The following is a 24,641-nucleotide window of genomic DNA, read 5'->3' as shown; positions in this document are numbered from 1 at the left end:
GTTGCTATGCAGCATAATATTTTTCTTATTTTCCTTTTCCCATCTCCATTCTCCCATCTCTCTTTTTTCCTTCTCTTCTTAGAAAATGATTTCTTTTTCTCCGTGTTCTCTTAAATATGCATTGGTCTTACTGAAATGCTTGTTTCCGAAGAAGCCGTTGTAGGCCGACAGAGGTGAGGGGTGGGCCGAACTAAGCACAAGATGCTTACTGCGGTCGATGAATGCTCCTTTACGTTGTGCATAACCTCCCCAAAGGATAAATACAAGATGCTCCCGTTCTTCTGCCAATGCGCGGATAGCTGCATCGGTAAATTCTTCCCATCCCCGGCGTTGGTGCGAGCCGGCTTGATGAGCGCGTACGGTTAATGTGGCGTTGAGTAATAATACGCCTTGTTCGGCCCACCGTGTCAGATTTCCGGTTGCCGGTGCTTCGATTCCCAAGTCGTCTTTTATCTCTTTAAAGATATTGACTAATGACGGCGGGAAAGGTACTCCGTCGTTTACCGAGAAACAGAGTCCGTGTGCCTGTCCTGGCCCATGATAAGGGTCTTGTCCGATAATGACAACTTTTACTTTGTCGAAAGGGCATAGGTTGAAAGCATTGAATATCAGCTTTCCGGGGGGATAAATGGTGTATTGGCTATATTCGCTTTTGACGAATTCTGTCAGTGTACGGAAGTAATCTTTTTCAAACTCCGGTTGCAGATGGGCTTTCCAACTTTCTTCTATTTGTACGTTCATAGTATATAATGTATTTATATAAGATGTATATCGAGTGCTTCACATTCTTTTCGCATGTCTTCTGGCCAGATACTTGCCTGGATTTCTCCGATATGAGCTTTGCGTAAATAGAACATACAGAGACGCGACTGGCCGATACCGCCTCCGATAGACAGGGGGAGCGTGTCGTTCAGCAGGCGTTTGTGGAAATAGAGTTCCAGACGTTGCTCTTGCTTCGCCTCTTTCACCTGGCGTAGCAAAGCTTCTTTATCGACGCGGATACCCATAGATGAAAGCTCGATGGAGCGTTGCAATACATTGTCCCATAAAAGAAGGTCACCGTTCAGGCCGGGTAAATCATTGAGCCCTTTTGTGGTATAATCGTCGTAGTCCGGAGCACGGCCATCGTGTTTCTTTCCATCACTAAGTTGGCAGCCGATACCGATAATAAATACGGCGCCGTACTTCTGGCAAATAGCGTGTTCGCGACATTTAGGTTCTAATGCCGGATATAATTGACGAAGTTCTTCTGCATGGATAAAGTGTAGTTTTTGTGGCAGGCAGGGTTTTATTTGCGGATACATTTCATACACCATGTATTCCGTACGTATCATAGCGGCATAAATGCGGTTTACTATCTCTTTGAGGAACTCTACATTACGTTCTTCTGCCGTCATTACTCGCTCCCAGTCCCATTGATCCACGTACAGCGAATGCAGGTTGCCCAGTTCTTCATCCGAGCGGATAGCATTCATATCGGTATAAATGCCATATCCCGGTTCAATATGATAATCGGCAAGCGTCAATCTTTTCCATTTGGCCAGTGAATGTACAACTTCTGCCTGTGCATCTCCAAGATCTTTGATGGGGAAGGATACCGGGCGCTCTATGCCGTTAAGGTCGTCATTGATACCCATACCTTTGAGTACAAAAAGAGGGGCTGTGACACGGCGCAGACGCAGTTCCGATGATAAATTCATCTGAAAGAACTCTTTGATCTGTTTGATACCGAGTTCCGTCTGTTTCAGGTCAAGAAGGGGTTTGTAATTCTGAGGTTTTATTAGATAACTCATAGGTTTATTATATGTTAATTGTCGACAAAGATAGGAATAATATCTATATATGTATTGGTTTTTGTCTGAAATAATGTCAATATGATAAAGATTTCCTTGAAGTTGGTTTCAAAATAACATATCATTGAGTGGGAAATTGAAGGTTGTATCAACAAAAATAGTAGAAAGATTAGGAAGATAAGAAGTTTTTGTCTATTTTTGTCGTCGCAAAACCGGCCCTGTAGTTCAACGAATAGAATGTAGGTTTCCGGTACCTAAGATAAGGGTTTGATTCCCTTCGGGGCTACTTATGAACGCTTGTAATCTTCGGATTATAAGCGTTTTTCTTATTAAATGCCTGTTCAATAGTGCCTTACGGTATGAGCCAATTTGTGAATTGGTATAAAATTCGGTAATGATGAATCTATTTTATTGAATATTTATTTGGTAAATATTCATAATTGTGCTATCTTTGCTGCCCAATTGATAAAAGCATGAACCGATTATTTACTATATATAGTGTATGTGGCATTGCATGGGATAGCAGAATCTTATGTAATCATTCTATTGTGCACGTACATTGGTTCAGTGGATTTGTTTGAGATACCCCTCCATTTTTTGATCATACATAAAGGACTGTTTAAGTTTTGCTCAGTATTATTTTAAGGGGAAAATTTAAACAGGTTTTAAGACTTTGCCCTTTGTCTGAAATTGTTCGGAGAGATTGAGCTCTGTGGTGACTTTCGGTTTGAAAAGTCATTGTATGGTATTATTGTTCAATTTTTAAGATTTCGCGTTATGTTCACAGTTATATCTATGATGTTTGGAGGAATTGGTATCGGTTACCTGTTTCGTAATTTGAAGTTTCTGCAAAATGTAGAAAAGACTACTTCGTTGACCATCTTTTTGTTACTTTTTATTTTAGGTCTTTCAATCGGATCTAATAGTTTGATAATAAATAATTTGGGGAGATTCGGATGGCAGGCTGTCGTATTGGCGGCATCGAGTATTCTGGGCAGTATGTTAGCTTCATTTCTGGTGTTTCGTCTGTTTTTTAGGAAAGGAGGTAAAAAATGAAAGGGAGTTTGATTGTAGTGGCATTTTTCTGTATAGGTTGTGTAGTTGGGACTTTTAATGATTCCCAACTGGAAGTGCACAATCTTTCTATGTACGTGCTTTATGCCCTTATGCTACAGGTCGGTGTCAGTATTGGCAGTAATAAAAATCTGAAAGTATTGGTTAAAAGTTTGCGTTTCAATATGCTTCTGGTACCTTTGGCTACAATTGTAGGAACCTTGCTTTTTTCTGCTTTTGCCAGTTTGTTGCTGAGTCAGTGGAGTGTGTTCGATTGCATGGCAGTGGGGAGTGGTTTTGCCTATTATTCGCTTTCTTCCATTTTAATTACACAGTTCAAAGAACCTTCCCTCGGGTTACAGCTGGCAACCGAGCTTGGTACTATTGCCCTGTTGGCAAATATCTTTCGTGAAATGATGGCTTTACTCGGGGCACCGCTTATCCGGAAATATTTTGGAAAATTAGCACCTATTTCTGCTGCCGGAGTTAATTCGATGGATGTATTGTTGCCGTCTATCACTCTTTATTCCGGAAAGGAAATGATTCCTCTTGCTATCTTCCATGGAATTCTCATTGATATGAGTGTCCCCGTTTTCGTCTCTTTCTTTTGTAGCTTATAAGAAGGCACCGGGCGGACTCTAAACGGGGATTGGAAAATCTCTCTCTTATTTTTATGCCAGGCTGTTTGTGAAAGTTTCCCATTCTTCGCAAAGAGCTTGCATGGAGGGATAGAGGGCATTTGCTCCCGCATCTTGCAACACTTTATTGTTTAAGGGTCCGGTATTGACAGCTATTGTGAAGATCCCTGCGGCTACTCCTGCTTGTACTCCGAGTGGTGCATTTTCTATGACTACTGCTTCGTTTGCTTCGAATCCTCCTTTTTCAAGCGCCATCAGATAGGGTTCGGGGTTGGGCTTGCCATGCTTTACATCGAAAGCAGTCACCATCAGTTCGCGGTGAAACATGCCGGGGAAGTTATGTTCCAGACGATCGAGCAGGGAGCGCTGTCCGGATCCGGTGACCACCATCGGTGTCAGTCCGGCGTTTTTTATTTTTTGCAGTAGTTCCCAAGCACCGGGCATCGGTTCCGGTTCGGGGAATTTATTGAATTCTTCACTCTTCTCGTGGTAGATGTTCTCTATCTCTTCGGGCGTTGCTTCCCGTCCTAATTGGCGTTGGCTTACAATGTTGATAGTACCGGCTCCTGTACGCCCTTCGTGTAAATAGGCTTCTTCACGGCTGAGGTTAAGGCCGTGAGCTAACATCACTTTGTGCCAAGCTTCTGCATGATAGGGCATGGAGTTGAACAATACGCCGTCCATATCGAATAGTACAGCTTTTAAGTGTATTTCTTTTTGAAACATTGCTTTATGATATTGAGAATTTGTTTAGATTTTCTATAAAAACAGTCTTAGGCAAAAGTCAAACAGACTGTGATTTTTTGCACAAAGTTACGATTTTTTTGCTAATTCGGATATAATGTGTATTTTTGCGGTGTAAACAAGAGATTTGTAATACATGAAAAAGCAACTTCTTGCACCGTTGTTACTACTGCTTTTGGCTGCATGTTCCGGCTCGGCAGAAAGTCCTGTAATTGAAATTACGGGTTTCTTTATTGAAGGTGATACTAAAGATTATAGTGAAGATATGGCTTCCATACCTTCATTAAAGGTGGGCGATGAGGTTACTGTCTCTCTGACACTGGATGGAAATGGAGAGGATCTGAATACATTTATCGTAAAAGAAGATCAGCAGCAATTGGGCATAAAAGATTTTGATTTGCCCAATGGGGTGTCTTCTGAGAAAAATTTCACAAGACCCGAAGAAGGTATTATCAAGTTTGAGGATGGCGTACGGAATACCGTATTGAAAGTGAAGATGCGTGTACAAACCGTGGCTGATGCCGATGCTATACTTTCTTTCTATCTTTCTTCGAAAGCGGAATGTGAAAGTGCGCAGGAAAAAATAGAATTGAAAACAGAAGATAAAGAGTGAGACAATCTCTGATCGGTATAAATCCAAATAATAAGGGGTGAAGCTTTCTAAGCTTCACCCCTTATTATTTGGATTTATCTTTGCTTACAGTTTGGCTTGTATTGCTTTCGATTCTTCTTCGTATCCCGGTTTGTTGAGCAAAGCAAACATATTCTTTTTGTATGCTTCTACACCTGGTTGGTTGAATGGATTGACACCTAACAAATAACCACTGATACCACAGGCTTTCTCAAAGAAATAAAGCAGACCGCCTATGCAATATTCGCTTAGTTCGGGAAGAACAATACGCATATTGGGTACGCCGCCATCCACATGGGCCAGTTGAGTTCCCAATTCCGCCATTTTGTTAACTTCGTCCACACGTTTGCCGGCCAAGAAGTTTAGCCCATCCAGATTTGCTTCATCCGAAGGTACTTCCAGTTTATGGTTTACCTTTTCCACAGAGATTACGGTTTCGAAAATCGTGCGTTCACCTTCTTGAATCCACTGTCCCATGGAATGAAGGTCGGTAGAAAAATCTACAGCAGCCGGGAATATACCTTTGTTGTCTTTTCCTTCGGATTCTCCGTATAGTTGCTTCCACCATTCACTTACATAATGCAGTTTCGGGTTGAAGTTCACCAGAATCTCGATTTTCTTTCCCTTTTTATACAGTTCATTGCGTGTAGCTGCATAAATAGCGGCAGGGTTTTCTGCGAAAGGAACGTTTGCGGCACAAGCTTTTTCCATATCGGCTGCACCGGCTACCAGTTTTTCAATATCGAATCCGGCTACTGCAATGGGTAATAAACCTACCGGAGTAAGTACGGAAAAACGTCCTCCTACATTATCCGGGATGATGAATGATTTGTATCCTTCTTTGTCGGCAGTAACACGTGCTGCACCTTTCCGGGCATCGGTTACGGCTACGATTACTTTCTTGGCCATATCTCTGCCACGTTGATCTTCACATTGTTTTTTCAACAGGCGGAATGCAAGGGCAGTCTCGGTAGTAGTTCCGGATTTGGAGATATTGATAACACCGAATTTCTTGTCTTTCAGATACTCGGTAAGTTCGTATAGATAATCCTCGCCGATATTGTGTCCAGCGTAGATGATGACCGGTGCTGTTTTCTTATCCTGCAACCAAGTGAAACTGTTTGATAATGCTTCAATCACTGCACGTGCACCCAGATAACTTCCACCGATACCGGCTACGATAACTACTTCACAGTTATCACGAAGAACTTGTGCGGTGGCTTTAAGGTCGGCCAGATGTCCCGGAGTGATAGAAGAAGGCAGATGCAACCATCCCAGGAAATCGTTTCCTTTACCGGTACCGTTTTCCAATGCTTCCTGCGCTGCTTTCACTTGAGCGTCGTAAGCGAAAACAGTTTCTTTTGAGATGAATCCCAACGTTTTTTCAATGTTCAAACTAATCATAATATATAAGTTTTTAAAAAGTAGTCAAGTAGGTGAATGACTGAGTAGTCAAGTAGTTAAGTAGTCAAGTAGTAAGTAGGAGTTAGTCCAGTTTATTATTACTAAAGCCATTCTCTACTTACTACTTGACTACTTAACTACTGACTACTTAATTGCCATACTCCTCCATCGCATTCCTCATCTGAATGAATCAGTGAGTAGTTTTATTTCGATCATCGGTGATATGCGTTCATATAGGATATTGTAAACGGCATCGAGTATCGGCATATTAACATGATAATGCTTGTTGATTTCTTTGATACATTTTGTACCGTAGTATCCTTCCGCGATCATTTCCATCTCTATTTGTGCGCTTTTTACCGAATATCCTTTACCGATCATGGTACCGAATGTGCGGTTCCGGCTAAAGTTGGAATATCCTGTTACCAATAGATCTCCCAAATAAACAGATTCATCTACGTTTCTGTTCAATGGATGTACGGTATCAAGAAAACGTCTCATTTCCTGTATTGCATTGGAGATGAGTACCGCCTGAAAGTTATCGCCATATTTCAAGCCACTGCAAATGCCGGCGGCAATGGCATATACGTTTTTCAAAACAGAACTGTATTCAATGCCTACTACATCATCGCTGACGGAAGTTTTGATAAAGCTGCTTCCCAGTCTGCGGGCAAAAATGCGGGCTTTGTCCTTGTCCGGACAAGCGATGGTGAGGTATGAAAGGCGTTCCAAAGCAACCTCTTCTGCATGACAGGGACCTGCCAATACTGCTATATTCTCGGGAGGGACACCATATTCTTTTGTGAAATATTCCGATACGATAAGATTATCGTCGGGTACAATTCCTTTGATAGCGGTGATAATGAATTTGTCTCGTATGCGTGTCTTCAGTTTTTTAAGATGAGCTTTTAAGTAGGGGGAAGGAGTGACGAAGACGAGCGTATCCGATTCCTTTACGATGTCGTTGATGTTCGAGCCGAAATTGATACGTTTCATGTCAAACTTTACACCTGTGAGGTAAGCCGGGTTGTGTCCTAAACGTTTGAAGTCGGCTATACGATCGTCACGACGCATATACCAATTGATGGAATCCTCTTGTGCGAGGAACATTTTGGCAATGGCTGTGGCCCAACTTCCGCCGCCCATTATCGCTATCTTACCGGGTAGTTTCATATATATGAAATTAAAGATTAAAAATTAAAAATTAAAGGGAGAAAGCGAGGGGCGCTCCTCCCAGATATTTAATTCTTAATTTCTCATTTTTAATTGATTTTCTGTATCCATTCGGTTACATCATTTACAGAAGGGTTGGTAAGTTCCAACTTATGCTTCTTATTAAGTCCGCAAATTTCTTGATGCAACTTTTGTGGGTTTACGTCTTTCATCTCCTCTACCAAGTTATAGCCGGCTTTCTGAATTACCGGAACCCAGTCTTCAGGGATGCCCAGTTCCGTATATTTGACAACAGCATCTTTTTTAACAACTTTTTCCGGGCGCATTTGCGGGAAGAACAATACTTCCTGAATCGTTGTTTCTCCGGTCATCAACATCGTCAGACGGTCCATACCGATGCCCATACCTGATGTCGGCGGCATACCATATTCCAATGCACGTATGAAGTCCTTGTCGATAATCATGGCTTCATCATCTCCTTTTTCGCTCAGGCGCATTTGTTCTTCAAAACGTTCCAGCTGGTCGATAGGATCATTTAATTCAGAGTAAGCATTACACAATTCTTTGCCGTTCACCATTAATTCAAAACGTTCGGTTAGTTCCGGATTATCCCGGTGGCGTTTGGTCAACGGTGACATTTCAATCGGATAATCGGTTATGAATGTCGGTTGTATATAATTGCCTTCACAGAATTCACCGAAGATTTCATCGATCAACTTGCCTTTACCCATGGTGTCGTCAATCTCCATATTCAGTTTCTGGCAGATTTCCCGTATTTCGCTTTCGCTTTTACCGTTCAGATCATATCCGGTAAACTCTTTGATGGAGTCGAGCATAGTGACGCGTTTGAACGGAGCTTTGAAACTGATGATGTTATCGCCTACTTTTACTTCGGTAGTACCGTTTACGTCCAGACAGATTTTTTCAATCATGTTTTCCGTAAATGTCATCATCCAGTTGTAATCTTTGTAAGCAACGTATATTTCCATACAGGTGAATTCGGGATTGTGTGTACGGTCCATGCCTTCGTTACGGAAGTTCTTTCCGATTTCGTATACACCTTCAAAGCCTCCTACGATCAGGCGTTTCAAGTATAGCTCACTGGCGATGCGCATGTATAATGGCATGTCGAGCGCATTGTGATGCGTAATGAACGGACGTGCGGCAGCACCACCGGGGATGGCCTGCAAAATCGGAGTTTCTACTTCGATGTATCCTTTCTCATTAAAATACTCACGCATGGAGTTGTATACTTTGGTGCGTTTGATGAAAATATCTTTGATACCTTCGTTTACGGCCAAATCAACATAACGCTGGCGGTAACGCAATTCGGGATCTTCAAAAGAATCGTATGCCACACCGTCTTTGTATTTTACAATTGGCAACGGCTTGATAGACTTTGACAATACGGTGAGTTTCTTGGCGTGAATACTGATTTCACCCATCTGCGTACGGAATACAAAGCCTTCGATGCCGATAAAATCACCTAAGTCGAGCAGGCGTTTGAATACAGTATTGTACATCTCTTTGTTTTCTTCCGGGCAGATATCGTCACGGGTGATATACACTTGGATACGTCCTTTGGAATCTTGTAATTCAATGAAAGATGCTTTACCCATAACGCGGCGGCTCATCATGCGTCCTGCTATGGATACCATGCGGGGTTCGTCTTCATCTTTGAATTCCTGTTTTATATCTGTAGAGAAAGCATTGGTTACATACTCTGCTGCGGGATAAGGTTCGATACCCATCGCGCGAAGCTCATTCAGACTGTTACGTCGGATGATTTCCTGTTCACTTAGTTCTAATAGGTTCATTTCGTTACGTATTAACTCAATATTTGGTGGCAAAAATACGAAACATTTTTAATATTACGGCATGAATAGCTCTCTAATTTGCCCAAAGGAGAGATTGGGACAGGTGAACGGTTGCTAATAAAGAGGAAATTTTAAAGCGGCTTTTCATTTGCCGGGTTCTCGGAAAAACACTAATTTTGCATCCTCAAAATAAAAAGGACGAGTATGACTACAGGACAGAAGACCCCCACGGCGTTGGGGACGGAAAAGATTGGAAAACTTTTGATACAATATGCGGTACCGGCTATCATTGCCATGACGGCATCTTCTCTTTATAATATGGTGGACAGTATTTTTATCGGGCATGGTGTGGGACGTATGGCAATTTCCGGTCTGGCATTGACTTTCCCATTGATGAATCTTGCCGCCGCATTCGGTTCATTGGTTGGAGTAGGAGCGGCCACATTGGTGTCTGTAAAACTCGGTCAGAAGGATTATGACACGGCTCAGCGTGTTCTTGGCAATGTTTTGGTACTGAATATTATTATCGGTTTGGCGTTTACTGTTCTTACGCTTCTATTTCTCGACCCTATTCTCTATTTCTTTGGCGGAAGTGAGGCTACTATCGGTTATGCCCGCGACTATATGGAAGTGATTTTGTTGGGTAATGTCGTTACCCATCTTTATCTGGGGCTGAATGCTGTGCTTCGTTCTGCCGGTCACCCTCAAAAAGCGATGTATGCGACGATTGCTACGGTGGTGATTAACACGATACTCGATCCGTTGTTTATTTTTGTCTTCGATTGGGGGATTCGCGGAGCGGCCATTGCCACCATTGTGGCACAGGTTATTGCGCTGATGTGGCAATTTAAATTATTCAGCAATAAAGAGGAACTGCTGCATTTCCATCGGGGAATCTTTCGTCTGAAACGTAAAATCGTGTTTGATTCATTGGCGATCGGTATGTCTCCTTTTTTAATGAATCTGGCTTCCTGCTTTATCGTGATTCTGATCAATCAAGGTTTAAAACGTTATGGAGGAGATCTTGCTATCGGTGCTTTTGGTATTGTCAACCGGCTCGTGTTCGTTTTTGTGATGATTGTGCTGGGGCTGAATCAGGGAATGCAGCCTATTGCCGGTTATAACTTTGGTGCCCGTCAGTATCCCCGTGTTACCCAGGTGTTGAAACTGACTATTATCGGGGCTACCATTGTTACTACTACCGGATTTTTATTGGGGGTATTTATTCCCGAATTGATTGTATCCATATTTACATCGGATGCGGAGTTGATACGCCTTTCGGCAGAAGGGTATCGCATTGTGGTGATGTTTTTCCCCATTGTCGGTTTTCAAATGGTTACGTCCAACTTCTTTCAAAGTATCGGTATGGCCGGTAAAGCTATATTCCTGTCACTTACCCGTCAGATGTTGTTTCTTGTTCCTTGTCTGCTCATCTTGCCTCATTTCTATGGGCAGACGGGAGTATGGGTCAGTATGCCGGCATCCGATCTGGCAGCAAGTATTGTTTCCGGTCTTATGCTTTGGTGGCAGTTTCGCCAGTTTCGTAAAATGACCAACGGGTAATGCCGGCCGTAGGCATTTGGCTTGAATCATTCATATACAGTAGCGAGTAGCGTTAAGTAGTAAGTGGTGTTAAGTAGTAAGTGGTGTTAAGTAGTAAGTAGTCAAGTAGTAAGTAGTTAAGTAGTAAGTAGTTAAGTAGAAATGATTTGTTTGATGTACTTTCCTTGACTACTTATTGACTATTTACTACTTGCTACTTGACTACTTAACTACTTACCTACTTATTTTTTTTATTTCTGCTCTTATTCTGCTCAGTGATTGTGGGGTTATCCATAAATAAGAGGCGATGTACTTTAGCGGAACGTATTGTAAAAGTTCCGGTGTTTCTTTTATCAGTGTAAGATATCGTTCTTTGGCTTTGGGACTGCCGGCACTGATGAGCCAGTTTTCCGTAGTCAATAATTGGTGTTCCATGAGTCGTCTGCCTAAATTGGCCAACCCTACGGATGTGTAATATAATTCATTTAATTTTGCACCGGAGATACAATAGGCAATGCTGTCGGACATTACCTCTATGCTGATCTGCGAATAAGAATTGTCTGCATATCCCCAGATGGAAAAAGCGGCTTCTCCCTCTGAAGCGAACCAGATAGTCGTATCTATCCCGTCTTTCAGATAATGTGCTCGCCAGATTCCCTTTTTAATAAGATATAAATTAGTATTTCTGGAACCTTCGCGAACAATCACCTCCTTCTTTTTGAAGTATACCTCTTTCATGTGGCTTAATAAAGTCACTACATCTGTTTCGGATAAATGGTATCTGATCCGGAATTTTTCTTTAAATGTGTCCATGCTGCAAAGATACATTTCCCCGGTGGGGTAGGAAACGATCTTTCAGGTAAATTATTACAATATAAATAAATGTTAGTAATTCTGCCAAAGGGACTGCCAGCCATATGCCTCTGACCCCTAAAAAATGAGGTAATACTGTGAATCCGATGAGCATAAATACCACACCGCGCAGCAAGGTGATAACAGTAGCCCGGTGTGCTCGTTCTATACTCTGATAATAGCCTATACTAACCATGTTGAAAGCAAAAAAGAGATATCCGATGGCGAAATACGGAATTCCTGCTACTGCAATGTCGTAAGCACCGTAGCTACGATCGATGAACAATGACACGATGTCCCGATTACATATTACTGTCAGAATGAAAAAACAGATTCCACAGACGAGAGCTGTTTTTATGGATAACCGGAAAGCTTGATGTACCCGATCCTTACTGCCGGCTCCAAAATTATAGCTGATGATAGGCTGTACCGATTGCGCTATGGCATTGTATACCATGAATATAATGGGAAAGAAATAACAGACAATGCTGAAAGCGGCTACTCCGTCTTCACCCAAATGACGGATAAATACATAATTGCCTAAAAACATCATGCATGCTATCGAGGCTTCACTTATGAAGGCCGAAGAACCCAGTTTTACCATATAACCGATGTTACGTAAAGTTAGGCGAATGCTTTTAAGGCTTAGTTTGACAGGATGTAATCTAAATGATCGGGAAAAACACAACAGATAGATCAAGGTCATCAAGCCGCCTATCATCGTACCTATGCTTGTGGCAAAGGCTGCCCCCATCAATCCCCATCCGAAAATGAAGATGAAAATATAATCGAGTACGATATTGGCAATTGCTGCAATGGCATTGCACCACATGGCGTAATTCGGTGCGCCGTCAAGACGGACAAAGAACATCCCTGCATTGAGCAACAGGTAGAATACGAGAAATGGGACATACCAATTCATATATTCTGCAACCAACGGTAACAGCCGGTCCGAACTTCCCAATAATCTGCCGACAGGCTCTATCAGGAAGAAGCAAAAGGCAGATAGCAGGAATATCAGTAACGATGAAAAAACAAGCGCCTGCGTGATGTTGATACCGGCAACTTTTTGTTTCCCGTGCGATAAATGAATGGAAGCAACGACCGATGCTCCTACGCCGAACATCAATCCGATGCCGGTAGTGATCATAAACAGCGGTGCGGTAATGTTGACTGCTGCCAGCGCATCACTGCCTACCCCTTTACCTACGAATATACCGTCCGTTATTACAAATATAGCGGAGAAAACCATTCCCAATACTGTTGGAATCAATAATTTGCGAAACAGCTTGGAAATATTCATCGCTCCGAAGTCAATACTATCTTTCATTTCCATATTTTCTTTCTTTTTCATGTTGCAAAGATACGGCAGGAAATACAGGAAAAAATTACCAATTGGTAATAAATAATATGTCAATTAAATAATGTGCCAATGTACCGATTATTTGATATACCAACTAAGCCATGTACTGATTAGCCCCTATAAAATATCAGTATAGCACAGCCAATTGGCACATTGGCATATTGGCACACCGACACATTATTTAATTGACATATTATTATTTCTTTTTTTCAGAAATAATCCGTATGTTTGCTTCAAAACTAATAAAAATGAAGTCTCTCCCCAACCTTCTCCGTGGGAAAGGGAGTTAAGTTGGTTTTGTAACCGGTTAATAAACAACGGTATCTATCCCCCTCTCCCACGGAGAGGGTTGGGGAGAGGCTTCTAAACAAAATGTATTATGAACAGTAATTATGTTATTAATATCGGTCGCCAGTTGGGAAGCGGCGGAAAAGAAATAGGCGAGAAGTTGGCCGCCCGTTTGGGAATTGACTTTTATGATAAGGAACTGATAAATCTTGCGTCGGAAGAGAGCGGGCTGTGCAAGGAGTTTTTTGAAAAGGCTGATGAAAAAGCTTCTCAAGGTATTATAGGTGGCTTGTTTGGCATGCGTTTTCCTTTTATCAGTGATGGAGCTGTGCCTTGCACAAATTGCTTGAGTAATGATGCCCTTTTCAAAATCCAAAGCGATGTTATCCGTAATCTGGCTGCTACAAAATCCTGTTTGTTTGTAGGACGTTGTGCCGATTACATTCTGCGGGATCATCCGCGTTGTGTGAATATCTTCATATCCGCCTCAAAGGAAGATCGTATAGAACGTCTCCGGAACATGCATGGCATCAGTGAAGAAGACGCGGAAGGGATGATGGAAAAGGCGGATAAGAAACGTTCGGAATACTATAATTACTACAGCTATAAGACTTGGGGAGCGGCGGCTACTTATCATCTCTGTATCGACTCTTCTGCGTTGGGAATCGAAGGTACAGTGAGGTTTATAGAAGAGTTTGTAGTGAGAAAATTGGGATTATAAAACATTTGGCAGGTGTATGCTTTCTGAAAAAAGGAGCGTACACCTTTTTTAAAAGAAAACTTGGTTTGGCTGTCTTTTTGTTCTTATATTGTTCGTTTCTGTGACATGTACTTTTCAAATATAGATGTAATTAGAGAATAAACCGCATAATAAACTGAATAATATTTATTTCTTTATGCATATTGGGGCATTTTTGGGGATAAATATGTGGCTTTTCTCGGTAGGTTATTTCAATTATACCGGTGTGATAAATTCGGTTTCTCTACGAGGAACGACTCGAAACTCTACGAGAAACTATTAGAGACTCTACGGGAAAAATAAAATCTCCTTTAAAGATCGTTTTTGGAAGCTGACTGATGGTTTGCTTTTGATTGCTTTGGAATATTAAAAAGTGAGACGGATGCATGAATCAAGGCTCGTTTGTACGGTGATTTTTTTTAATGAAAGATATTTGTTTGCTATTTGTTTATAAACCGGATAATTTGATTTTATAAGTTTGGAAATGAAGGAGGTTTTAGAGAACATGGTTTAAAGAGTATGGATAGAACGAATTCTGCATGGGGTAGGAATATCTATTTGACATATTGATAAAATGAACTTTACTCGTTTCTCATAAAAATAATAAGAGCGTACATCTTGAACCGTTTCAAAGTGTACGCTCTTATTTTATAAAGAATGGAATGTGGGCGGTTAAGCTACATCATTAAAAGTAAGATCATTTGCCCGGCCAGAATACGCAGGAACATTGTCAACGGATATACGGTTGAGTATCCTACGGCTGGTGCGTCATTGTTTGAAGCCTGAGTAGAGTAAGCCAATGCAGGGGGATCGGTATTACTACCGGCGATAAGTCCCATCAGGGTAAAATAGTTCACCTTATAATACAGACGTGCAATTGCACCGATGATCAATAGTGGGATAACTGTGATGAGGAAACCGTAACCTACATACAACAAACCGTCTCCTTCGACTACTGTATGTACAAAGTTTGCTCCCGCCTCGATACCGACACTCGCAAGAAACAATACAATTCCTATTTCGCGCAACATCAGATTGGCACTCATTGTTGTGTAAGTTACCAAATGAAGTTTATATCCGAAACGTCCGATCAGGATGGCTACTACCAACGGGCCGCCTGCCAGACCTAATTTTACCGGAGTTGGCATGCCGGGGAAAGCAATAGGCAAACTGCCTAAAAAGATTCCTAAGAATATACCGACAAAGATAGTAACGATATTCGGGTGGTCAAGGCGTTTCAGAGAATTACCCAGTACATTGGCAACGCGTTCTACCGCATCCTGCTGGCCTACTACCATCACCCGGTCACCTACTTGCAGGGTCAGATGCGGGTCGGCAAACAGGTCCATTCCCGAACGGTTGACACGGGTGACATTAACACCAAACATGCCACGGAAGTGCATATCTCCCAACTTCTTTCCGTTAATTTCTGATTTGGTAATCAAGATACGGCGTGATACCATCGGCATATCCTGTTTTTCCCAATCCACTTGTACTTCTTTTCCTATGAAAGCGGTAATAGCTTCCGCGTCCTCTTCCGAACAGACGATGAATACTTGGTCGCCCATATGAAAGAGTGTCTCATGGTTGGGGATATTGACATGACCTTCGTGACGAATACGTGAACAAACAAAAGAGCGTCCTAAAAAGTCTTTTACTTGAACCAGGGTTTTGCCGTTGATCGATTCATTGCGTACCTCAAGGCTCATTAAATGCGGCTTGTGCTTCAGATGTTCCGCATCTTGATTTTTAAGCTCGTCTTCTTCTTTTGCCAAGTTGACACGGAAAATGTAACGGATGGCGATGATAGAACCGATAATGCCGACTACGCCTAACGGATAGGCACATGCATATCCCAGTGCAATCTGCGGTCCATTGTAGTTGAGCTGCGTCAATGCTTCCTGGGCGGCACCGAGTCCCGGTGTATTGGTAACGGCGCCATACAGGATACCGACCATCATCGGCAATTCAATACGTCCGTTGGCAAGGAAATAGATAGTCAATGCTACGGCGATGTTCAATACTACAATACCTACGGCGAGCAGATTGAGGGTCATCCCTCCTTTCTTGAACGAAGAGAAGAAGCTGGGCCCTACCTGAAGACCGATACAGAACACGAACAATATCAATCCGAACTCGCGGATGAAATGAAGAATGTGTGTGTCGCCGGTAAAACCGAAATGTCCCATCAGAATACCGGTGAACAGAACAAAGGTGACTCCCAATGACACTCCGAAGATTTTGATCTTACCTAAGAGCACCCCGGCAGCTATCACAAAAGCATAAAGAAAGACTATGTGTGCCACGGAGCTGGAGTCCCACAATAAACTTTGTATCCAATCCATAGTAGTTTTTTTATTAAAATTGCGACAAAATTAGCTATAACAACGGAGGTAATCAAATATTTTCTCTCTTTTATTTGTTGATGACACCCTGCTACCTCCCTGTGCGAATTTTCTCTAAAAAAAGTACCTCATTAGAACTATTTGCCTATCTTTGTCTCTCTAAAAGCAACACTTGGAAAGATTCATTAAGATAAAGATAATACTAATCTTATTTTAAATTTATAATAAACTATGGCAGACAGTAAAGAAAAACTCTTCTCGGATTTTTCTCCGGTATCTACAGAACAGTGGATGGAGAAAGTGACAGCCGACCTCAAGGGCGCTGATTTTGAGAAGAAACTCGTTTGGAAGACAAACGAAGGATTCAAGGTAAAACCTTTCTATCGGATGGAAGACCTTGAAGGACTGAAAACAACCGATGCGCTTCCCGGAGAATTTCCCTACCTGAGAGGAACCAAAAAGGACAATAACGAATGGTTCGTTCGTCAGGAAATTAAGGTGGAATGTCCGCAAGAGGCAAATGCCAAAGCATTGGATATATTGAATAAGGGAATCGATTCTCTTTCTTTCCATGTGAAAGCGAAAGAACTCAACGCGGAGTATATCGAAACTTTGCTGAATGATATCTGTGCGGAGTGTATAGAACTCAATTTCTCTACCTGTCAAGGTCATGTAGTAGAACTGGCAAATCTTCTGGTAGCTTATTTCCAGAAGAAAGATTATGATGTGAAGAAGCTGCAGGGTTCTATCAACTTTGATTATTTTAATAAGATGTTGTCTCGTGGAAAGGAAAAAGGAGACATGATTCAGACAGCAAAAGCATTGCTCGAAGCGATCCAGCCACTGCCTTTCTACCGGGTATTGAATGTAAATGCGCTTTCATTGAATAATGCAGGTGCTTATATTTCCCAGGAATTGGGTTATGCGCTTGCCTGGGGTAATGAATACATGAACCAACTGACTGAAGCCGGATTGCCTGCCGCCTTGGTAGCGAAGAAGATAAAATTTAATTTCGGTATCAGTTCCAACTATTTCCTTGAAATTGCAAAATTCCGTGCAGCACGCATGTTGTGGGCAAATATCGTAGCATCCTACCATCCTGAATGTCTGCGTGACTGTGAAAATAAAGGTCCGAACGGAGAATGCCGTTGTGCTGCGAAGATGAGAATCCATGCGGAGACTTCCACTTTTAATCTGACCCTGTTTGATGCCCATGTTAATTTATTGCGTACACAAACCGAGGCTATGAGTGCCGCTTTGGGAGGCGTTGATTCGATGACCGTAGTACCGTTTGATAAGACTTATGAAACACCGGATGAATTCTCTGAACGTCTGGCTCGTAACCAGCAGTTATTGCTGAAAGAAGAATCACATTTCGACAAAGTGGTGGATCCGGCTGCCGGTTCATATTATATTGAAAACCTGACAGTATCTATCGCAAAACAAGCGTGGGAGCTTTTCTTGGCTGTTGAAGAAGAAGGCGGTTTCTACGCTGCCCTGAAAGCCGGTACAGTGCAGGCTGCTGTAAACGAAAGCAACAAAGCCCGTCACAAAGCAGTAGCCCAGCGCCGTGAAATATTGTTAGGTACCAACCAGTTTCCGAACTTTAATGAGAAAGCGGGCGACAAAAAACCGGTGGAGGCAAAATGTTGTTGTGGTGGACACAATACATGTGAAAAAGAGGTCGCTACTTTGAACTTTGACCGTGCTGCCAGCGAATTCGAAGCATTACGTCTTGAAACTGAAGCATCCGGTAAGCGTCCGAAAGCGTTCATGTTGACAATCGGTAATTTAGCTATGCGTCAGGCACGTGCACAGTATTCATGTAACTTCTTGGCTTGTGCCGGATATGAAGTAATCGATAATTTAGGTTTTAAAACCGTAGAAGAAGGTGTGGAGGCAGCAATGGCAGCCAAGGCTGACATCGTGGTACTTTGCTCCAGCGACGATGAATATGCCGAATACGCTGTTCCTGCATTTGAAGCGGTGAATGGCCGTGCAATGTTTATAGTTGCCGGTGCTCCTGCCTGTATGGACGAATTGAAAGCAGCCGGTATCGAGAATTTCATTCACGTACGTGTCAATGTACTTGATACTTTAAAGGAGTTTAATGCCAAATTACTAAAGTGATTTCAGTCCTGAATCGTAAATCGCTAAATCGTAAATAAACAACATGAGAAAAGATTTCAAAAATTTAGATATATACGCAGCATTTCAGCCCGCTAATGGTGCTGAATGGCAAAAGGCAAACGGAATCGAAGCTAATTGGAAGACTCCGGAACATATCTGCGTGAAGCCTGTTTATACAAAAGAAGATCTGGAAGGAATGGAACATCTGGACTATGCGGCCGGTATTCCTCCTTATCTGCGCGGTCCGTATTCGGTGATGTATACGTTGCGTCCCTGGACAATCCGTCAGTATGCCGGATTTTCTACTGCCGAGGAGTCGAATGCTTTCTATCGTCGTAACTTGGCTTCCGGGCAGAAAGGTTTGTCTGTTGCATTCGACTTGGCTACTCACCGTGGCTACGACCCCGATCACGAACGGGTAGTAGGCGATGTTGGTAAAGCCGGTGTGTCCATCTGTTCGCTTGAAAATATGAAAGTGCTGTTCGATGGCATTCCTTTGAATAAGATGTCGGTATCCATGACAATGAACGGCGCTGTACTTCCGGTGCTTGCTTTCTATATCAATGCGGGGCTCGAACAGGGAGCCAAACTGGAAGAAATGGCAGGGACTATTCAGAATGACATTCTGAAAGAGTTCATGGTGCGTAATACTTATATTTATCCGCCTGCATTCTCTATGAAGATTATCTCTGATATTTTTGAGTATACTTCACGGAAGATGCCAAAGTTCAACTCTATATCTATTTCCGGTTATCATATGCAGGAAGCCGGTGCTACGGCCGATATCGAGTTAGCCTATACTTTAGCCGACGGTTTGGAATATCTTCGTGCGGGTGTGGCTGCCGGAATCGACATCGACGCTTTTGCCCCGCGTCTCTCTTTCTTCTGGGCTATCGGTACCAATCATTTTATGGAAATAGCCAAGATGCGCGCTGCCCGTATGCTATGGGCCAAGATCGTGAAACAGTTCAATCCGAAAAATCCGAAGTCATTGGCATTGCGTACTCACTCTCAGACATCAGGCTGGTCGCTGACAGAACAGGATCCGTTCAATAATGTGGGACGTACTTGTATCGAAGCAATGGCTGCCGCATTGGGACATACTCAATCATTGCATACGAATGCGCTTGACGAGGCCATCGCTTTGCCGACAGATTTTTCGGCACGTATTGCCCGTAATACTCAGATTTATATTCAGGAAGAGACGTATGTTTGTAAGAACGTTGACCCTTGGGGAGGTTCTTATTATGTGGAGAATCTGACGAATGAACTGGCTCACAGTGCTTGGGAACATATTCAGGAGATTGAAAAGTTGGGTGGGATGGCAAAGGCTATCGAAACCGGTATTCCTAAGATGCGTATCGAAGAAGCGGCTGCCCGTACGCAAGCCCGTATCGACTCCGGTTCGCAAACGATTGTGGGTGTGAACAAGTATCGTCTGGAAAAAGAAGCACCGATCGATATTTTAGAGATCGATAATACAGCCGTTCGTATTGAGCAGATTGAGAACTTGAAACGGTTGAAAGAGGGCCGGAATCAAGAAGAGGTTGACAAAGCGCTTGCCGCTATTACCAAGTGTGTGGAAACGAAAGAAGGTAACCTGCTCGAGTTGGCTGTAGAAGCCGCCCGTGTACGTGCCACATTAGGAGAAATCTCTTATGCTTGCGAGAAGATTGTAGGACGTTATAAAGCAGTAATCAGAACTATATCAGGCGTGTATTCATCAGAAAGTAAAAACGATAGCGACTTCAAACGTGCTTGTGAACTCACCGAGAAGTTTGCAAAGAAAGAGGGACGTCAACCTCGTATCATGATTGCGAAAATGGGACAGGACGGTCACGACCGTGGTGCCAAAGTGGTAGCAACCGGTTATGCCGACTGTGGCTTCGATGTGGATATGGGACCGTTGTTCCAGACTCCGGCCGAAGCTGCTCGTGAAGCCGTTGAGAATGACGTTCATGTAGTAGGTGTTTCTTCGCTGGCTGCCGGACACAAAACGCTGGTTCCACAGATCATTGAAGAATTGAAGAAGTTAGGACGTGAAGATATTGTAGTGATTGCCGGTGGTGTTATTCCGGCTCAGGATTACGATTTCCTTTATAAAGCGGGTGTGGCTGCTATCTTTGGTCCGGGTACTCCGGTTGCAAAGGCGGCTTGTCAGATTCTGGAAATCTTGATGGATGAGGAATAAAAGATATATCTTAATGTAGATAGGGTAGGAGTGGGATTGTGGGATATCCTGCTCCTATTTTTTTGTTTTCTTATGCGGGTTACTTCTTTGATTCCGATTTCCAGTGAGATCACTTCTGATTCATATAGTAGAAATCCCCTTACTTTATCCTTTGGACGTTTTAAGGATAAGAGTAAGGGGAAATTCTGATTACAGTCTGTAATTTGTAGGTCAAATATAGGCTATTGTTCTCGTTTTGAGAATCCTATTTCTATTACTTTACAATTACTTTTGCATTGTCTTTTCCATTACGGACAATGTAGAAGCCGGCAGAAAGGGAAACAAACGATCCATTTGCAACTGCTTTCTTTATAATTAGACGGCCTTGTCCATCGTATATGTTGGCTGTACAATCTTGTCCTTGAACCATAATACCTCCGGTTACACCGGTAAATGTTGTTTTCGGAGCGTCTTGTACGTCTTTAACGGCAACATCTCCCGACTCAATTCTAAGGGTGAAATCGACAATAGCTCCTCCATTGCTTGCAATATGGTTTCCGGAAATGACACTTCCACAAGGAGCAAGGCTGTTCCAGTCAATTTTGAAACGGATGCGATAGTCGCCTGCTGAAAGATTTTCCGGCAGAATGAAACGTGGGAGAGCACCATTGGCTCCAACATTATTTTTTTTCTGGTCTCCTAAACTATTTGTACCATCAGCACCTCCGTCTTCTGAATAGAATGTATATGATACTAATTCCCCTTCATTATTACCGTCTGCGTTGAGGGTGATGTCGAACTCTTTATCTTTATTATAATCTACATATACATAAGCATGCATCCATTCAAAGTTCCATACCGTACTCGGATTTAGCGTTGCACCGGCTTTAGTGGAGATTATTTCATCTGTTTTGTCAACGTATACCGGACGGGGAGTTTTTGCAGTCTGAATCTGACTGCTTGTAAATTCATTGGTACCATCGGTAACAGATATAGAGGTCAGATAGCGGGTGTGGTTTGATTCATAATCCGGAGTACAATAGGCAGGATATGTGAATTCTGCTGTTGCAACTTTACTGTTGGTCATACCTTCTTTGATAGCTATTGCTTTGATGGTGACTGCCGAAGATACTAAAATCGGTTCTGTATAGACTTCCGACTGGGCATTAGGCATTGTTCCGTCCAATGTATAATAGATTACGGCATCCGGAGTGCTGCATGTGATTGTAACTTCAGATGTTTCTCCCTCTTCCAAACGCGTACCGGCCGGATCGAAAACAGGAGTTTCTACCTGTTCCAGAATTTCACCGGCAGGAGTGTATACATCTTGGCCATCAGTCAGCCATTCCAGAGAGAAATTCATAAAATAGAGTGAGCAGGCTCCTTCCGGATTTTCTTCTACATATGCTCCGATTGTACCGTCGGGAAGGATGGTGAGAGATGAATATACAGAGTTGTATGGGCATATGGATTTTACTGTCGGCCATGTTTCCCCTTCATCATAACTGATAAATATACTTACGTTCTGGCGTGAAGAAGAATTAGGAATGGAATGTAACAGACGGTCTTTATTGAAGCCTTGATCTGTTGCTGTATAGCGGATGATATCACCGTTGCAGGCATTGGTATTGATTTCGTTCCAGTTTGATTGGGCTCCCCAGGTTTCTCCACCGTCTGTAGAGATGCTGTAACCACGGTAACCGCTTTGACGAACGCTCATTAATACACGGCCATCATTGAGTTCTACCACTTTCGCTTCATCTCCATTGCTGAATGCACGTTCTGATACTGTCCAGGTAGCACCATTGTCGTCTGAATAAACGGCATAATTGTGTAACTGGTTTCCGGAGCCCATTGCTGCAACAAACATGATGCGTCCTGCGTGTTCTCCGCGAGTCAGACGTAAACCGTTTCCGGAACCGAAGAAAGAGTGGGTAAAGGCTTTGCGTTCTGCATTATCACAATTGCTTCCCCATAACAGATCTGTAACGTTTTTAGGCTCTTCCCAAGTACGTCCTTTATCATGACTGATAGTGATATACGACCATTGAGGGTCGGATGCGGAAGAGGCCCAAAGTCCGTTTCCACCAACGAATCCGCACACTACATCGCCGTTGGCTGCCTCAACGATGACTGCATCACCGTATCCTTTTTTATATCCTTTACCTTCAGCAATGGTTACAGGTTCACTCCAAGTGAGACCACCGTCGGTACTATAACGCGAAACGATGTCAATGTCTTCCGGAAGGTCTGTTTCGTTATATTTGCGTTTGTCGGTAGTTGCTAATAATGTGCCGTCTGAAAGTTGAAGTAATGCCGGTATACGCCAGTTCTTTGAATCATAATCACCCGGGGCAAATACCAGGCGGCGTTTCAGCAATATTTCACGACTTCCGGTTGGAGCGGGATTTTCGATTTCGAAAGCTTGGCTTTCAGTGGTTATTTCATGCAGTTCTGCATCGATTTTTGAACCTTCGTTTGCTGTTTCCGATATTTCAGCGCATATCCACAAATAGCTTGTACCGGATTGGATGGTTGCATTTGTAAATTCGCATGTCATATCACCTTCAGCGGGAACAAATTCACCTAATAAAATGGCATCTTGGGCTGTGCGTTCATCGAATTTGTTTTCGGATGTTTTATAGATTTTTATTTTCGTGATATCTGCTAAATTGGTCGTTCCGTTTAAATTCATTTTCACAGAATGTAATGCCTGTGTAGCGTCTGTTCCTCCCATTGTTACAGTTGCTTTAAGGATCTGATCGTATGGATTTCCACGTCCGGTAAATTTGCTGTTCTGGGCAAGGGTTACCGAGGTGATTTCCGGAAGTTCGGTTGTAAAGCCGACTAATGTGCCGGTATGTCCGTTTCCGCTGATATCTGTTACTCTTAATCCTGTAATATTCTGAAAATCATAGGCTGCCACCAATCCGTCTGTCTCAGGGCCTACTTCGGCCGTTGCATCTGCAGTGATTTCCTCTGCCGAAAGAGCCCGTTTGTAGAAATGCAAACCGCCAATAGCACCGTTAAGGAAATAATTAGGTGTGTCTTCTTCAGAGAATCCGGCTCCGACAAGAACGTCATATGTATTAGTGCATTCCCAAGGAGCAATGGGCTTGATTCCGCTGTTGGCAACTGCTGTACCGTTGTGATATTCGTACATGATACCTGCTGTGCGATCAATGACGAAAGCGATGTGGTGCCATTCACCTGCATATCCGGGGATATTTGAATAGACAGATACGGAATTATTGTGGTCTCCTGTATTATTGGGACTATTCACAGCGAAAAATTGACTACTTATGCCATTTCCCCATAATTCATATCCCGATTTGATGGTGGCATTGTTTTTTACACGTTTCACGACGAAACGGGTATCTGCTTCTAAAACATTTCGTTTTACCCAGCATGAAACGGTAAATGATTCAGTAGTCGTTATGTTGAAATCGGCATGATGAGGAATCATCATATACTGATCGGAACCATTAAACTCAATAAAAGAGCTGGGGGCATTGTTTTCTGCCGTGGTTGATTGAGAATTAGTAGCAATACTACTTGTAGTCTGGTTATTGGCCAGGACTACTGGCAATAACGCTGTAAGCGCTGCCATAGTAAACAGTTTTTTTAAATTCATAATATTATATATTAAAGTTATAAAATAAATGACTATAGGTCATCTTGGACATACGTAACAGTCGTTCTCTATATTTTATAGGGTTGATATTTATAATACAGTTTATTGATGAGGGTTACTAAAACAAGAATAAAATTAAAAAGGTAGAATGTTGTTATTGAATACTTGTGTAGGGGATATTGAAGCCTCTCCCCAACCCTCTCCGTGGGAGAGGGCGTACAGATACTCTTGTTTATTAATTAGTTACAAAACCAACTTAGCTCCCTCTCCCACGGAGAGGGCTGGGGGAGAGGCTTCATTATCCACGCTTCAGATGTTAAAATCA

The 24,641-nt window shown here is 42.6% G+C and carries 17 protein-coding genes and 1 tRNA gene; 8 read left to right on the top strand and 10 right to left on the bottom strand.

Features of this window, described 5'->3' with window-relative positions:
• Positions 1–78 precede the first annotated feature (78 nt).
• Together ung and asnA are read right to left on the bottom strand one after the other, a co-directional pair.
• Positions 79–741 (bottom strand): uracil-DNA glycosylase, encoded by a 663-nt coding sequence (gene ung / locus HMPREF1532_RS18700; RefSeq protein WP_005933500.1) that lies wholly within the window; start codon positions 739–741, stop codon positions 79–81.
• 14 nt (positions 742–755) lie between these two features.
• Positions 756–1,793 carry an aspartate--ammonia ligase gene (gene asnA, locus HMPREF1532_RS18695; protein ID WP_005933498.1) on the bottom strand — a complete coding sequence of 346 codons (1,038 nt, stop codon included), beginning with the start codon at positions 1,791–1,793 and terminating at the stop codon, positions 756–758.
• Between the two features lie 214 nt (positions 1,794–2,007).
• Between asnA and HMPREF1532_RS18690 the strand changes: the two genes are divergently transcribed.
• From HMPREF1532_RS18690 to HMPREF1532_RS18680, 3 genes are all read left to right on the top strand, one after another.
• Positions 2,008–2,079 (top strand) — tRNA-Arg (locus HMPREF1532_RS18690).
• Between the two features lie 491 nt (positions 2,080–2,570).
• The gene (locus HMPREF1532_RS18685) at positions 2,571–2,849 is read left to right on the top strand and encodes a LysO family transporter (protein WP_005933496.1); all 279 of its coding nucleotides are present in this window, start codon (positions 2,571–2,573) and stop codon (positions 2,847–2,849) included.
• Entirely contained in the window at positions 2,846–3,466 is a 621-nt protein-coding gene (locus tag HMPREF1532_RS18680; protein WP_005933494.1) for a LysO family transporter, read from the top strand. The genes HMPREF1532_RS18685 and HMPREF1532_RS18680 overlap by 4 nt, the downstream gene beginning before the upstream one ends.
• A gap of 51 nt (positions 3,467–3,517) precedes the next feature.
• On the opposite strand, the gene HMPREF1532_RS18675 is transcribed toward HMPREF1532_RS18680, so the two are convergent.
• Positions 3,518–4,210 carry an inorganic diphosphatase gene (locus tag HMPREF1532_RS18675; RefSeq protein ID WP_005933492.1) on the bottom strand — a complete coding sequence of 231 codons (693 nt, stop codon included), beginning with the start codon at positions 4,208–4,210 and terminating at the stop codon, positions 3,518–3,520.
• Between the two features lie 154 nt (positions 4,211–4,364).
• Between HMPREF1532_RS18675 and HMPREF1532_RS18670 the strand changes: the two genes are divergently transcribed.
• Positions 4,365–4,841 (top strand): DUF5035 family protein, encoded by a 477-nt coding sequence (locus HMPREF1532_RS18670; protein WP_005933490.1) that lies wholly within the window; start codon positions 4,365–4,367, stop codon positions 4,839–4,841.
• Between the two features lie 84 nt (positions 4,842–4,925).
• Here the strand turns inward: HMPREF1532_RS18670 and HMPREF1532_RS18665 are convergent, their stop codons facing one another.
• From HMPREF1532_RS18665 to lysS, 3 genes are all read right to left on the bottom strand, one after another.
• Positions 4,926–6,263 carry a glucose-6-phosphate isomerase gene (locus HMPREF1532_RS18665; protein WP_005933489.1) on the bottom strand — a complete coding sequence of 446 codons (1,338 nt, stop codon included), beginning with the start codon at positions 6,261–6,263 and terminating at the stop codon, positions 4,926–4,928.
• Positions 6,264–6,440: 177 nt separating this feature from the next.
• Positions 6,441–7,436: an NAD(P)H-dependent glycerol-3-phosphate dehydrogenase gene (locus HMPREF1532_RS18660; RefSeq protein ID WP_005933488.1), complete on the bottom strand. Its 996-nt coding sequence runs from the start codon at positions 7,434–7,436 to the stop codon at positions 6,441–6,443.
• Positions 7,437–7,525: 89 nt separating this feature from the next.
• Positions 7,526–9,253 carry a lysine--tRNA ligase gene (gene lysS, locus HMPREF1532_RS18655; protein WP_044094122.1) on the bottom strand — a complete coding sequence of 576 codons (1,728 nt, stop codon included), beginning with the start codon at positions 9,251–9,253 and terminating at the stop codon, positions 7,526–7,528.
• A gap of 204 nt (positions 9,254–9,457) precedes the next feature.
• Between lysS and HMPREF1532_RS18650 the strand changes: the two genes are divergently transcribed.
• A complete protein-coding gene (locus HMPREF1532_RS18650) occupies positions 9,458–10,816 on the top strand; it encodes an MATE family efflux transporter (protein ID WP_005933486.1) in 1,359 nt (452 codons plus the stop codon).
• Positions 10,817–11,029: 213 nt separating this feature from the next.
• Here the strand turns inward: HMPREF1532_RS18650 and HMPREF1532_RS18645 are convergent, their stop codons facing one another.
• Both HMPREF1532_RS18645 and HMPREF1532_RS18640 read right to left on the bottom strand, forming a co-directional pair.
• The gene (locus HMPREF1532_RS18645; protein WP_044097586.1) at positions 11,030–11,608 is read right to left on the bottom strand and encodes a Crp/Fnr family transcriptional regulator; all 579 of its coding nucleotides are present in this window, start codon (positions 11,606–11,608) and stop codon (positions 11,030–11,032) included.
• On the bottom strand, positions 11,595–12,977 hold the full coding sequence (locus tag HMPREF1532_RS18640) for an MATE family efflux transporter (protein WP_025818999.1): 1,383 nt from the start codon (positions 12,975–12,977) through the stop codon (positions 11,595–11,597). The genes HMPREF1532_RS18645 and HMPREF1532_RS18640 overlap by 14 nt, the downstream gene beginning before the upstream one ends.
• Before the next feature lie 412 nt (positions 12,978–13,389).
• Here HMPREF1532_RS18640 and HMPREF1532_RS18635 point away from each other — a divergent pair, with 412 nt between their 5' ends.
• Positions 13,390–14,019 carry a cytidylate kinase-like family protein gene (locus HMPREF1532_RS18635; protein WP_005933481.1) on the top strand — a complete coding sequence of 210 codons (630 nt, stop codon included), beginning with the start codon at positions 13,390–13,392 and terminating at the stop codon, positions 14,017–14,019.
• A 695-nt stretch (positions 14,020–14,714) separates the two neighbouring features.
• Here HMPREF1532_RS18635 and HMPREF1532_RS18630 read toward each other — a convergent pair.
• Positions 14,715–16,382, bottom strand: a complete 1,668-nt coding sequence (locus tag HMPREF1532_RS18630) for a putative transporter (protein WP_005933479.1) — start codon at positions 16,380–16,382, stop codon at positions 14,715–14,717.
• 231 nt (positions 16,383–16,613) lie between these two features.
• Here HMPREF1532_RS18630 and mutA point away from each other — a divergent pair, with 231 nt between their 5' ends.
• Both mutA and scpA read left to right on the top strand, forming a co-directional pair.
• Positions 16,614–18,512 carry a methylmalonyl-CoA mutase small subunit gene (gene mutA / locus HMPREF1532_RS18625; protein WP_005933476.1) on the top strand — a complete coding sequence of 633 codons (1,899 nt, stop codon included), beginning with the start codon at positions 16,614–16,616 and terminating at the stop codon, positions 18,510–18,512.
• A gap of 43 nt (positions 18,513–18,555) precedes the next feature.
• Positions 18,556–20,703, top strand: coding sequence for a methylmalonyl-CoA mutase (scpA, locus tag HMPREF1532_RS18620; RefSeq protein WP_005933475.1), 2,148 nt, complete (start codon positions 18,556–18,558; stop codon positions 20,701–20,703).
• Positions 20,704–20,956: 253 nt separating this feature from the next.
• Here the strand turns inward: scpA and HMPREF1532_RS18615 are convergent, their stop codons facing one another.
• A complete protein-coding gene (locus HMPREF1532_RS18615) occupies positions 20,957–24,316 on the bottom strand; it encodes an exo-alpha-sialidase (protein WP_244266446.1) in 3,360 nt (1,119 codons plus the stop codon).
• Between the last annotated feature and the right edge of the window lie 325 nt (positions 24,317–24,641).

It is taken from the genome of Bacteroides salyersiae WAL 10018 = DSM 18765 = JCM 12988 (genome assembly GCF_000381365.1).
In the GTDB taxonomy this organism is placed as follows: domain Bacteria; phylum Bacteroidota; class Bacteroidia; order Bacteroidales; family Bacteroidaceae; genus Bacteroides; species Bacteroides salyersiae.
This window is presented reverse-complemented; position numbering and strand designations above follow the sequence as displayed.

What these genes read in the sequence shown, in the direction of transcription:
- HMPREF1532_RS18665 (WP_005933489.1), bottom strand. Translation starts at nt 6,263, where the DNA reads ATGATTAGTTTGAACATTGAAAAAACGTTGGGATTCATCTCAAAAGAA.
- HMPREF1532_RS18660 (WP_005933488.1), bottom strand. Translation starts at nt 7,436, where the DNA reads ATGAAACTACCCGGTAAGATAGCGATAATGGGCGGCGGAAGTTGGGCC.
- mutA (WP_005933476.1), top strand. Translation starts at nt 16,614, where the DNA reads ATGGCAGACAGTAAAGAAAAACTCTTCTCGGATTTTTCTCCGGTATCT.
- HMPREF1532_RS18670 (WP_005933490.1), top strand. Translation starts at nt 4,365, where the DNA reads ATGAAAAAGCAACTTCTTGCACCGTTGTTACTACTGCTTTTGGCTGCA.
- ung (WP_005933500.1), bottom strand. Translation starts at nt 741, where the DNA reads ATGAACGTACAAATAGAAGAAAGTTGGAAAGCCCATCTGCAACCGGAG.
- asnA (WP_005933498.1), bottom strand. Translation starts at nt 1,793, where the DNA reads ATGAGTTATCTAATAAAACCTCAGAATTACAAACCCCTTCTTGACCTG.
- HMPREF1532_RS18645 (WP_044097586.1), bottom strand. Translation starts at nt 11,608, where the DNA reads ATGGACACATTTAAAGAAAAATTCCGGATCAGATACCATTTATCCGAA.
- HMPREF1532_RS18650 (WP_005933486.1), top strand. Translation starts at nt 9,458, where the DNA reads ATGACTACAGGACAGAAGACCCCCACGGCGTTGGGGACGGAAAAGATT.
- HMPREF1532_RS18675 (WP_005933492.1), bottom strand. Translation starts at nt 4,210, where the DNA reads ATGTTTCAAAAAGAAATACACTTAAAAGCTGTACTATTCGATATGGAC.
- scpA (WP_005933475.1), top strand. Translation starts at nt 18,556, where the DNA reads ATGAGAAAAGATTTCAAAAATTTAGATATATACGCAGCATTTCAGCCC.
- lysS (WP_044094122.1), bottom strand. Translation starts at nt 9,253, where the DNA reads ATGAACCTATTAGAACTAAGTGAACAGGAAATCATCCGACGTAACAGT.
- HMPREF1532_RS18680 (WP_005933494.1), top strand. Translation starts at nt 2,846, where the DNA reads ATGAAAGGGAGTTTGATTGTAGTGGCATTTTTCTGTATAGGTTGTGTA.
- HMPREF1532_RS18640 (WP_025818999.1), bottom strand. Translation starts at nt 12,977, where the DNA reads ATGAAAGATAGTATTGACTTCGGAGCGATGAATATTTCCAAGCTGTTT.
- HMPREF1532_RS18630 (WP_005933479.1), bottom strand. Translation starts at nt 16,382, where the DNA reads ATGGATTGGATACAAAGTTTATTGTGGGACTCCAGCTCCGTGGCACAC.
- HMPREF1532_RS18615 (WP_244266446.1), bottom strand. Translation starts at nt 24,316, where the DNA reads ATGAATTTAAAAAAACTGTTTACTATGGCAGCGCTTACAGCGTTATTG.
- HMPREF1532_RS18635 (WP_005933481.1), top strand. Translation starts at nt 13,390, where the DNA reads ATGAACAGTAATTATGTTATTAATATCGGTCGCCAGTTGGGAAGCGGC.
- HMPREF1532_RS18685 (WP_005933496.1), top strand. Translation starts at nt 2,571, where the DNA reads ATGTTCACAGTTATATCTATGATGTTTGGAGGAATTGGTATCGGTTAC.